The following is a 10,398-nucleotide window of genomic DNA, read 5'->3' on the forward strand; positions in this document are numbered from 1 at the left end:
GCGACTACTGCCGCGCCTGCCGGAACGACCCGCGCTCGCGCCAGGGCGTCAACGAGTTGCGATCACGTAGCCTCGTGCACGTGTTGCGTGTGGGGTTGACCGGTGGGATCGGGGCCGGCAAGAGCGCGGCGGCGACGCGGTTCGCGGCCAACGGCGCGGTGGTGATCGACTCCGACCGGCTGGCCCGCGAGGTGGTCGAGCCCGGCACGCCCGGGCTCGCCGAGGTCGTCGCGGCGTTCGGGCCCGTGGTGCGCGGCGCCGACGGTGCCCTCGACCGGCCCGCGCTCGGCCGCGTCGTGTTCGCCGACCCGACCGCCCGCAAGCGCCTCGAGGGCATCCTGCACCCGCTGATCCGCGCCCGCAGCGCCGAGCTGTCCGACGCGGCGCCCGCCGACGCGATCGTGGTCAACGACGTGCCGCTGCTGGTCGAGACCGGCCTAGCACCCGCGTACCACCTGGTGGTGGTCGTCGACGCGGCGCCTCATCTGCGGGTCGAGCGGCTGGTCCACGCCCGCGGGATGACCACCGACGACGCGACCGCCCGGATCGCGGCGCAGATCGACGACGCGACCCGGCGCGCGGCCGCCGACGTCGTCCTGGACAACAGCGGCCCGCCGAGCGCCCTCGAAGCGGCCGTCGACGCGCTCTGGACCGACCGGTTGGTCCCGTTCGAGCGCAACGTCCGCACCGCCCGCTGGGCCGACAAGGACCCGCTGGCCACCCTGGTCGACTACGACCCGACCTGGGCCGCGCAGTACGAGCGGCTGGCCGCCCGGGTTGTCCACCGCGTCGGCCCGCACCGGATCGACCACATCGGCTCGACCGCGGTGCCCGGCCTGGCCGCCAAGGACGTCATCGACATCATGCTGACCGTCGACTCGATGGCCGAGGCCGACGGGCTGGCCGACACCCTGACCGCGGCGGGCTTCCCGCGCAAGCCCGGCGTCTACCAGGACCGGCCCAAGCCGCCGGACGCCGGGCCGTGGGAGAAGCGGATGCACGCCAACGCCGACCCGGGCCGCCGGGTCAACCTGCACCTGCGGGCGGCCGGGTCGCCGGGCTGGCGGACGGCCCTGTTGCTCCGCGACCACCTGCGCGCCGACGCCGCTGACCGCGACGCGTACACCAGCGTGAAGCGCGCCAACGCGGGCCGGCCGATCGGCGACTACATCGACGCCAAGGAGCCGTTCTTCGACGACCTCTACGCCCGCGCCGACGCCTGGGCGGCGCGGACCGGCTGGCAGGCCTAACCCAACTGGCCCGTCGGCAGGCTGGGCACCTCGCCGTCAGCGAGGTCGAGTTGGGCGAACGTGCCTGATCGGGTACGCGCCTCCAGCCGCCGCAGCGCGCCGCTCTTGTCCACCCAGTAGCGCATGCGGGCCTGCCCGCGGCCGATGATGCCCTGCTCGGCGGCCTTGGCGATCTCGAAGACGGTCACCGGGTCCCCGTCGACGGTGTCCTTGCGCAGGAACGACGCGCTGTCCTCGAAGAAGCTCGCGGTGTCCCGCCCCGGCGCGGCCGCCGCGATCGCCTCGCCCAGCAGCAGGTCGATGTCGAGCCCGCCGTGGGCATCGGTGCGCTCGGTCCAGGACTGGAAGGTCCATCCGTCGTACGGCGGGGGAATCGGCGGTGTGTCCATCTTCTTCCCGGCCTTCGTCTGGAACGACATCCCCTCGACGCTGGGCCGCAGCACCGCGACGTCGGTCGCCTTGCGGGTGTCGTACACGGCCAGGTAGCCGACCGCCGCGCGCCAGTCCAGCCAGCCGCCGCCGCGCAGGTCGGCCACCGGCACCGTCGGCACGCTGACCGTGATCTTCGCCCCGCCGCGCTCGTAGTTGCGCTCGCGCATCTTCGCCAGCAGCGCGGACTCGGTCTTGGTCGGCTTGCGCGGCGCGATCGTGTCGCCGCCGAACGCCGCGAGGGCGTTGACCTCAGGGCGCTCGGCGCGGTCCAGGTCGACGCGCAACGAGAGGTTGCCGGGCAGGAGGGCCTCGAAGCGGCGCAGCTTGGGTGCGCTGGTGTCCAGCCAGTAGCGGACGGCGCCCCCCAGTTCGTTGAGGGCGGTCGGGGGAGCGGTGCGGCTCGGGCTGGGGCTCGCGCTGTTCGACGGGGCGCGCTCGGGTTGCACGGACGCGGTCGCGCTCGGCGTGGGTCGCGGTTTCACGGTGGGCAGCGGCTGCGGCGGGACCGCGGGGCCGAGCAGCACGTCGACCGCCGTACCCCCGATGCGGTCCTGACCCACCCAGCGCGCGTCGGTCTTCGCCAGCAGGTCCGCCTGGTCCGGCTTGGTGCTCGCGATCAGGAACACCAACGACAGGAACGTGTCCAGCGGGGTCGCCTTCTGCCCCGTGGGTGTCCAGGTGCGCAACCGCCAGCCGTCCGCCGGCGGGTCCGCGGGCGGCTCGGCCACCGGAGGCGCCGGCTTCGTGGCGTCGCTCGGCCGCGGTGCCTCGGCCTCCGCGGCGGCCTCACCGGCCGTCGCGGGCCGGTTCGCCACCACGCCGGGTACGGCCTGCAGCAGGCCGCGCTGGTCACCGGCGCCGGGGCCGCCGACCCGCAGGTAGGCCAGCGCCTTCTTCCAGTCGACCCAGCCGGCCACCTTCACCTGCGTGGCGCCGTCGCCCCACGTGGCGTTGATGCCGGTGCGCTCGTCGCGGAAGTTGGTCACCCGCATCTCGGCCAGGCGCTGCGCCTCGGCCGCGGACAGCGGGCGGGCCTGCGCCGCGGGTTCCTCCGGTGCGCAGGAGACCAGCCCGCCCACCAGCCCGGCGACCGAGCCGAGGGAGAGGCAGGAGAGCACGACCAACGCGACGATGCGCCGCTTTTCCGCGGGACGACGAGAAAGGGTCACGCGTGGTTGAACGGCCGATCGTGGCAGAGGTGACGTGTGGAAGCGCGCGGTGCCCCGGAGGTGGCTCAGGGCGCTCGCGGCGGCCGGTCTGCGCATCGCGCGACCGCGTCGGGTGCGCACGCCGGACGATGTGCCGGGGCTGCAACCACAGCGCCGGGGACGACCGGCCGGTGTGGAGGCCCGGTCATTGCTCCCGGTCGGCCGCCGCGAGCGGCCTACGCTCAAACGGTATCGCGGTGACCTATCGCACACAATGACAATATCGAAGCCGATCACGCACCGTCCGTCGGCGATCGGGAAGATGTCGTACCCCCGACGTAGTTTTACAGGCATGACCCTGAACATCCCCCGCACCGACGGCCGGTTCGAGGTCGTCAGCGAGTTCAAGCCCGCCGGCGACCAGCCGGCGGCCATCGACGAGCTTGAGCGCCGAGTGCGGCAGGGTGACCGGCACTCGGTGCTCCTCGGAGCCACCGGCACGGGCAAGAGCGCGACCACCGCGTGGCTGATCGAGCGCCTCCAGCGGCCGGCGCTGGTGCTGGCGCCCAACAAGACGCTCTGCGCCCAGCTCGCCAAGGAGTTCCGCGAGCTGCTGCCCAACAACGCCGTCGAATACTTCGTCTCCTACTACGACTACTACCAGCCCGAGGCCTACATCCCGCAGACCGACACCTACATCGAGAAGGACTCCTCGATCAACGAGGAGGTCGAGCGACTACGGCACTCGGCGACGATGTCGCTGCTGACCCGACGCGATGTGGTGGTGGTCGCGACCGTCTCGGCGATCTACGGCCTGGGCACCCCGTCCGAATACCTCGACCAGGCGGTCCGGCTCAAGGTCGGTGCCGAGGTCGACCGCGACCAGGTCCTGCGGCGGCTGGTCGACATCCAGTACACGCGCAACGACATGTCGTTCACCCGCGGCACGTTCCGGGTCCGGGGCGACACCCTCGAGATCATCCCGGCCTACGAGGAGCTGGCCGTCCGGGTCGAGCTGTGGGGCGACGAGATCGAGAAGCTCTATTACCTGCACCCGCTGACCGGCGACGTGATCCGCGAGGTCGACGACCTGTTCATCTTCCCGGCGTCCCACTACGCGGCGGGCGCCGAGCGGATGGACCGGGCGATCCGCGGCATCGAGGCCGAGCTCGAGCAGCGGCTGGGCGAGCTGGAGGGGCAGAACAAGCTCCTCGAGGCACAGCGCCTACGGATGCGCACCACCTACGACATCGAGATGATGCGGCAGGTCGGGTTCTGCTCGGGCATCGAGAACTACTCGATGCACATCGACGGCCGCACCTACGGCGACCCGCCGTTCTGCCTGCTCGACTACTTCCCCGACGACTTCGTCACCGTGATCGACGAGTCGCACGTGACGGTGCCCCAGATCGGCGGCATGTACGAGGGCGACGCGTCGCGCAAGCGGCTCCTGATCGAGCACGGCTTCCGGCTGCCCAGCGCGGCCGACAACCGCCCGCTGCGGTTCGACGAGGTGCTCGAGCGGGTCGGCCAGATGGTCTTCCTGTCCGCGACGCCGGGCCCGTGGGAGATGCGCGAGGCCGGCGGCGAGTTCGTCGAGCAGGTGATCCGGCCGACCGGCCTGGTCGACCCCGAGGTGGTGGTCAAGCCGACCAAGGGCCAGATCGACGACCTGATGCACGAGATCCGGCTACGCACCGACAAGGACGAGCGGGTCCTGGTCACCACGCTGACCAAGAAGATGGCCGAGGACCTGACCGACTACCTGCTGGAGCACGGCATAAGGGTGCGCTACCTGCACTCCGAGGTCGACACGCTGCGCCGGGTCGAGCTGCTGCGCGAGCTGCGCAAGGGCGACTACGACGTGCTGGTCGGCATCAACCTGCTGCGTGAGGGTCTCGACCTGCCCGAGGTGTCGCTGGTGTCGATCCTCGACGCCGACAAGGAGGGCTTCCTGCGCAGCGGTCGCTCGCTCGTGCAGACCATCGGCCGTGCCGCCCGAAACGTGTCCGGCCAGGTCCACATGTATGCCGACAAGGTCACCCCGTCGATGGCCGAGGCGATCGACGAGACCAACCGCCGGCGCGCGAAGCAGGTGGCACACAACGAGGCCAACGGCATCTCGCCGGAGCCGCTCCGCAAGAAGATCCACGACATCCTCGACGACATCTACCGCGAGGCGGAAGACACCGAGGGCGCCCTCGGCGGCCACGGCCCTGGGGGAGCGATCGTCGGCGGTGGGGGCCGCCAGATGTCGCGCGGCAAGGGCCCGGTCCCGGAGACGCGCTCCAAGGGCAAGGCGGCGTCGCGCACGTCGACCGAGGGCATGGCCCGGCACGACCTGGCCCAGCTCATCCAGGACCTCAACGACCAGATGCTGGCCGCGGCCCGGGAGCTGCAGTTCGAGCTGGCCGCCCGCATCCGCGACGAGGTCCACGAGCTCAAGAAGGAGCTGAGGGGCATGGACGTGGCCGGAGTCAAGTGATCGACTACACCGTCGTCGCGCCGGCACCGGCGCTTCGGCGGGCCGTGGGCCCGTACGTCGGCTACGCCGAACGGGTCGCGGCACCGCTCGTCCGCCGCGAAGTCGCGGTCTCGCGGTGCGTCCTCGTGATCGGGTGGGGCGCGGCGCTCGACGTCCACGACCCCCGCGGCGCCGCCGGCGGCGCCACCGCGGTCACGTCCTTCGCGGCGGGCCTGTCCGGCAGCTACGTCGACACGGTCAACGCGCCCGGGGTGGCGGAGGGCATCCAGGTGATGCTCGACCCGCTGGTCGCGGCCCGCATCCTGGGCCGGCCGTTCGGCGAGGTGGCCGACCAGGTGGTGGCGGTCGACCAGCTCGACGGCGGCACCCTGCGCGACGTCCGCGCGCTGCCGGCGCGGCTCGCCGCCGCCTCCGGCTGGGAGGCCCGCTTCGCCCTGCTCGACCGGGTGTTCGGCGCCCGCCTGGCGGCGACGCCGGAGCCCGACCCGCGGTTGTCCGGCGCCTGGCAGCGGCTGCGGCAGACCGGGGGAGCGGTCCCGGTCGAGGCGCTCGCCGCGGAAGCGGGCTGGAGCCGCCGACACCTGGGCGCGGTCTTCCGCCGGGAGCTCGGCCTGCCGCCGAAGGTGCTCGCCCGGCTGGTCCGGTTCGAGCGGGCGCGCCGGCAGTCCGGGCGCGCGGGCGCCGACGGCTGGGCGGCGATCGCCGCGGACGCCGGCTACTACGACCAGGCCCACCTGATCCGCGACTTCCGGGCGTTCTCCGGCTCGACCCCGACGCGCCTGCCCGCTCCGGCCATGTCGGCCTGACCGGTCCCGGTCGGCATGCGGCCGAGCCACTCGCAGGTCAGCGCGTTGTACGGCGCCGATTGCTCGAAGGGCCGCGCCTCGTCTCCTGGGGTTCTACGCGTAGCGGTTGAAGCCGCCCTCGGAATCGATGACCTGTCCGGTGACCCAGGAGGCATCCGGGGAGCAGAGCCAGTCGACCAGGCGGGCGGCGTCGTCCGGTGTGCCCCACCGGCCGGTCGGGAAAAGCTGCGCCACGGCGGCCAGGTCGGCGGGCGAGGCCCAGCCGGTGTCCGTCGGGCCCGGGTTGATGCAGTTGATCGTGATGCCGCGGGCCATCAGGAGCGTGCCGAGCTGCCGGGTCAGGTTCTCCACGGCGGCCTTGCTGACGGCGTACGCCAGCTCGCCGGTCATCGGCCCTAGACGCTGGCCACTGGAGAACAGCACGACTCGCCCCGCGCCGGCGGTGTGTGCCGCGGCGAACGCCTCGACGAGCAGCATCGTCGCGCGGACGTTGACGACCATGTGCCGGTCGATCTCCGCGGCGTCGAGGCCGCCGAACGTGTTGGAGGTCGAGTACGTGTGCACGGCGACCAGGGTGTCCACCCGCCCGTAGCGGTCGACCGCGCCCTGGACCAGAGCGGCCGGTGCGGCCGGGTCGGAGAGGTCGGCCGGGGAGTAGTGGTGGTCGCCCAACCCCGCCATGATCGCCGCCACGCCGTCCGGATCGCCGCCGTAGGGCTGCTCGTCGTCATAGGCCGGGAGCCCGCTCAACAACAGCCGGTGCCCGCCGGCGGCGAGCCGCCGGGCAACCGCGGCGCCGATACCTACCCGCCGGCTGATGCCGGTCACCAGTGCCACCCGTTCCGTCACGCCGACCACCCAACCACAGGTCGATCTTTCTCGCGCGCGCGTTCTAGGCTGGCCCGATGCTCTCGCTGCAGCGCCTGGACCCCGATCACGCCACCGAGCTGCTGCGGTTCGAGCGCGAGAACCGCGCGTACTTCGCGCGCTTCATCTCGGACCGCGGCGACGACTACTTCGCGACGTTCGCCGCGCGCCACGCCGAACTGCTCGCCGAACAGGCGGCGGGCCTGCACCATCTCCACCTGCTGATCGACGACAACGGCGCGGTCCTCGGGCGCTTCAACCTCATCGACGTCACCGACGGCACGGCCGACCTGGGCTTCCGGATGGCCGAACACGCGGCGGGCCGCGGCCTGGCGACGAGAACCGTCGGCGAGATCTGCGAGCTGGCCCGCACCGCGTACGGCCTGCACCGGCTCTTCGCCGGGGCCCACCTGGAAAACCTGGGCTCGCGCACGGTCCTCCGCCGCAACGGCTTCCGCCCGACCGCCGAGATCACCGTCGCCGGCCGCCCGGCCCTGCACCACGTCCTGGACCTGTCGCCAACCGCCGACCCGGGCTCGCCATCCCACGGGGCCGCGTGAAACGGGAGTGGTGGCGCCTGGGATCGCTATGGGGGGACAACGGTTGGCTGGGCTGAGCATCGTCGTGTGTCTCGCGCCCGATTCGTCGGCGGACCTCGTCACCGCGATCGACACGGCGATGGCGCCGTTCGAGGCAGCGCAGGGTTTCGCACCCGAGCGGGACCAGTGGTTCCGGTGGTCCGTCGAGGGCGGGTCCGACGGCCATGGGTTCCGGATCCTGCCGGGTCAGGAGGACGATCCCCGCCTCGTTCACGACCAGGCGCATCGGCGCGACGGACCCCGACCGAGCCTGCCCGGCATGTGCGCGGGCGGCCCGCGCGGACTTCTCGACCTGGCCGGCCCGCGCGCCGAGGCGGCCGCCGCGGCGGCGCAGGTCTGGGACCTGTTCCACCGGCTACCTGCGGAACTGCCGGCAGCCCTGCCACTGGAACATTTCGTGGCCTTGCCGGAGAACCAGCTACCTCGCCCGCCCGTCGTCGTCGGCGCGGACGGCATCCCGTTCGCACCTGACCCAGGCCGGCGACGAGCGGAGCGGCAGTACCGCGCGCAACCCCTGCTGCGACACCTCCACGACGCGCTGTTCTTCACCGCCGGCGCGGTCGGCCAGTGGCCCGAGATCCTGCCCTGGTTCTCACTCGACCGCGAGCAGTACGTGGCCCGCAGGGTCGAGGAGACACGCCGGCCGTCCGAACTTCTCACGCTGGACGGGTGGTGGGTCGAGCTGGGCTATCCACCGGTGCACGGATCCTGCGAAAGCCTCGACGACTGCCCACACCGTGCCGGACGGACGCAGCCGTGGACGCGGGCGGATATGGCGGCCTATCTGGAGGGCCTGTCCGAGGACATCATCATCGTCCGGCTGCGCGGCCGCGTCTGACCGCTCAGCCGCCCGGTGGCGGGCTGGAGGCGGCCGAGCAGGCCCCAGGTCTGGACAGGCCCGAACGAGCGGGTCTCCGCCTTCGCGGAACGCCCTGCCGGTAGTTCTCGGCGCCCATCCCCAGGCGGCCAGCGGTGCTGGATCGGGTGGTCCGCGTCGGCCGAACACGTCGGCACCGTCCCGCTCCTGGCCGCGGCGTGGCCACACAACAGGCTGGCCCTACCGGACCGTGAGGCGGCCGGCGTGGCGGTCCCGTCGTGCGAGCGGATCTGAGAAGCGCGACCCCCGCATTAGTCAGTCGGCACGTCCGTGAAGTGCTCGACCACCGGCGGCGAGGCGAAGTACGGCCCGATCAGCGCGCGCCATTCCGTGAAGCGCTCCGACGCCCGGAAGTTCTCCAGGTGCGCCTCGACCGAGTCCCACTCCACCAGCAGCACGAACCGGGACGGTGACTCGATCCCGCGTGTCATCCGGATCGAGCGGAAGCCCGGCGTGCTCCGGACGATCGGGTGGGCCTTGCCGTAGGCGGCGGCGAACGCCTCCTCCTCGCCCGGGCGGACATCGATCAGCGCAACCTCGAGGATCATGCGCGACAGCCTGCCATGATCCGGCTGAGGCACCGATAACATCCTAGGACGGCGTACACGGTGTGTCACGGTGCAGCAGATCACGGGCGAGTCGCGGTGATCGATGTGTCAAAACCGGGTCTGATGGGGGAGAATGGCGCCTGAGGAGGGGAGTATTCCCCCGCGGCGTTGTCGTCAACACGGAAGGCGCCCTGCGTGAGCGGAGCGTCGACCCGGCACCGTCGGTCACCCGGCTACCCAGGCCGTGGTGGTGGAAGAGACCTCCCGACAGTCACGACTCAGCACGTCGCCGCGCGGGCGATGTGGTCTGCCTGCCGGAGGTCTATTTGAACGCGCCTGACTTGAACGTGTCCCCACTCGTGTGGGGCATCACCCTCGTGGTGATGGTCGCGGTGCTGCTGGCGGACCTGCTGATCATCGGACGTCGTCCGCACGAGCCCAGCATCAAAGAGTCGACCATCTGGGTGTCGATCTACGTCGGTCTCGCGCTGCTCTTCGGCCTCGGCATCTGGCTGACGTCGGGCGGTGTGTTCGCCGGCGAGTTCTACGCGGGCTGGCTCACGGAATACAGCCTGTCGGTCGACAACCTGTTCGTCTTCGTGATCATCATGTCGCGGTTCCTGGTGCCCCGGCATCTGCAACAGGAAGTGCTGCTCGTCGGCATCATCCTGGCGCTGGTGATGCGCGGCGCGTTCATCGCCGCCGGGTCCGCGCTGATCAGCCAGTTCTCGTGGGTCTTCTACATCTTCGGCGCGTTCCTGGTCTATACCGCCATCAACTTCGCGCGGCAGGGCGAACCAGAAGAAGAGGACTTCAAGGAGAACATCGTCATCCGGTGGGTACGGCGTGCCGTGCCGTTCTCCCGCGACTTCGACGGTGTGAAGATCACGACGACCGACAGCGCCGGCAAGCGGCTGTTCACGCCCATGCTCGTCGTCATGATCGCGATCGGCACGACCGACCTGATCTTCGCGCTCGACTCGATTCCCGCGATCTTCGGTGTGACCAAGGAGCCCTACCTGGTCTTCACCGCCAACGTGTTCGCGCTGATGGGTCTCCGCCAGCTGTACTTCCTGCTCGGCGGCCTACTGGACCGGCTGGTCTACCTCAACATCGGCCTGGCGTTCGTGCTCGGCTTCATCGGCGTGAAGCTGGTGCTCGAGGCCCTGGCCGACAACAACCTGCCGTTCCTCAACGGCGGCGAGCACATCAGCTGGGCGCCGCACATCCCGATCTGGCTCTCGCTGACGGTCATCCTCGGCACCCTGTCCGTGGCGACGGTCGCGAGCCTCATCAAAAGCGCCCACGACAAAAGACGGGACCGCGAGCTGACCACCGTCGGCTAGACCCCGGGAACGTAAGAAGCGCCGCCTCGGCCAACAGGCC

9 protein-coding genes are annotated in these 10,398 nt (G+C 71.4%); 6 read left to right on the forward strand and 3 right to left on the reverse strand.

What is annotated here, in order from left to right:
* Nucleotides 1-1,250, forward strand: a 1,250-nt coding sequence (gene coaE / locus AB0H87_RS31275) for a dephospho-CoA kinase (protein WP_360153676.1), incomplete at its 5' end; no start/stop codon positions are given.
* Here the strand turns inward: coaE and AB0H87_RS31280 are convergent.
* Entirely contained in the window at nucleotides 1,247-2,851 is a 1,605-nt protein-coding gene (locus AB0H87_RS31280) for a hypothetical protein (RefSeq protein ID WP_360153679.1), read from the reverse strand. The genes coaE and AB0H87_RS31280 overlap by 4 nt on opposite strands.
* Before the next feature lie 331 nt (nucleotides 2,852-3,182).
* Here AB0H87_RS31280 and uvrB point away from each other — a divergent pair, with 331 nt between their 5' ends.
* Both uvrB and AB0H87_RS31290 read left to right on the forward strand, forming a co-directional pair.
* Nucleotides 3,183-5,315, forward strand: coding sequence for an excinuclease ABC subunit UvrB (gene uvrB / locus AB0H87_RS31285; protein WP_360153682.1), 2,133 nt, complete (start codon nucleotides 3,183-3,185; stop codon nucleotides 5,313-5,315).
* Nucleotides 5,312-6,121, forward strand: coding sequence for a helix-turn-helix domain-containing protein (locus AB0H87_RS31290; RefSeq protein ID WP_360153685.1), 810 nt, complete (start codon nucleotides 5,312-5,314; stop codon nucleotides 6,119-6,121). The genes uvrB and AB0H87_RS31290 overlap by 4 nt, the downstream gene beginning before the upstream one ends.
* A gap of 93 nt (nucleotides 6,122-6,214) precedes the next feature.
* On the opposite strand, the gene AB0H87_RS31295 is transcribed toward AB0H87_RS31290, so the two are convergent.
* Nucleotides 6,215-6,970 carry an SDR family oxidoreductase gene (locus AB0H87_RS31295; protein ID WP_360153688.1) on the reverse strand — a complete coding sequence of 252 codons (756 nt, stop codon included), beginning with the start codon at nucleotides 6,968-6,970 and terminating at the stop codon, nucleotides 6,215-6,217.
* Between the two features lie 56 nt (nucleotides 6,971-7,026).
* Between AB0H87_RS31295 and AB0H87_RS31300 the strand changes: the two genes are divergently transcribed.
* Together AB0H87_RS31300 and AB0H87_RS31305 are read left to right on the forward strand one after the other, a co-directional pair.
* Nucleotides 7,027-7,548, forward strand: coding sequence for a GNAT family N-acetyltransferase (locus AB0H87_RS31300; protein WP_360153691.1), 522 nt, complete (start codon nucleotides 7,027-7,029; stop codon nucleotides 7,546-7,548).
* A gap of 43 nt (nucleotides 7,549-7,591) precedes the next feature.
* On the forward strand, nucleotides 7,592-8,425 hold the full coding sequence (locus tag AB0H87_RS31305) for a hypothetical protein (RefSeq protein WP_360153694.1): 834 nt from the start codon (nucleotides 7,592-7,594) through the stop codon (nucleotides 8,423-8,425).
* Nucleotides 8,426-8,715: 290 nt separating this feature from the next.
* On the opposite strand, the gene AB0H87_RS31310 is transcribed toward AB0H87_RS31305, so the two are convergent.
* A complete protein-coding gene (locus AB0H87_RS31310; RefSeq protein ID WP_360153697.1) occupies nucleotides 8,716-9,012 on the reverse strand; it encodes an antibiotic biosynthesis monooxygenase in 297 nt (98 codons plus the stop codon).
* Between the two features lie 341 nt (nucleotides 9,013-9,353).
* Here AB0H87_RS31310 and AB0H87_RS31315 point away from each other — a divergent pair, with 341 nt between their 5' ends.
* The gene (locus tag AB0H87_RS31315) at nucleotides 9,354-10,358 is read left to right on the forward strand and encodes a TerC family protein (RefSeq protein ID WP_360153700.1); all 1,005 of its coding nucleotides are present in this window, start codon (nucleotides 9,354-9,356) and stop codon (nucleotides 10,356-10,358) included.
* The last annotated feature ends 40 nt before the right edge of the window (nucleotides 10,359-10,398 follow it).

Origin of the sequence: Asanoa sp. NPDC050611 (assembly GCF_040654855.1) — a bacterium.
Classification (GTDB): domain Bacteria; phylum Actinomycetota; class Actinomycetes; order Mycobacteriales; family Micromonosporaceae; genus Asanoa.

What these genes read in the sequence shown, in the direction of transcription:
- uvrB (WP_360153682.1), top strand. Translation starts at nt 3,183, where the DNA reads ATGACCCTGAACATCCCCCGCACCGACGGCCGGTTCGAGGTCGTCAGC.
- AB0H87_RS31300 (WP_360153691.1), top strand. Translation starts at nt 7,027, where the DNA reads ATGCTCTCGCTGCAGCGCCTGGACCCCGATCACGCCACCGAGCTGCTG.
- AB0H87_RS31310 (WP_360153697.1), bottom strand. Translation starts at nt 9,012, where the DNA reads ATGATCCTCGAGGTTGCGCTGATCGATGTCCGCCCGGGCGAGGAGGAG.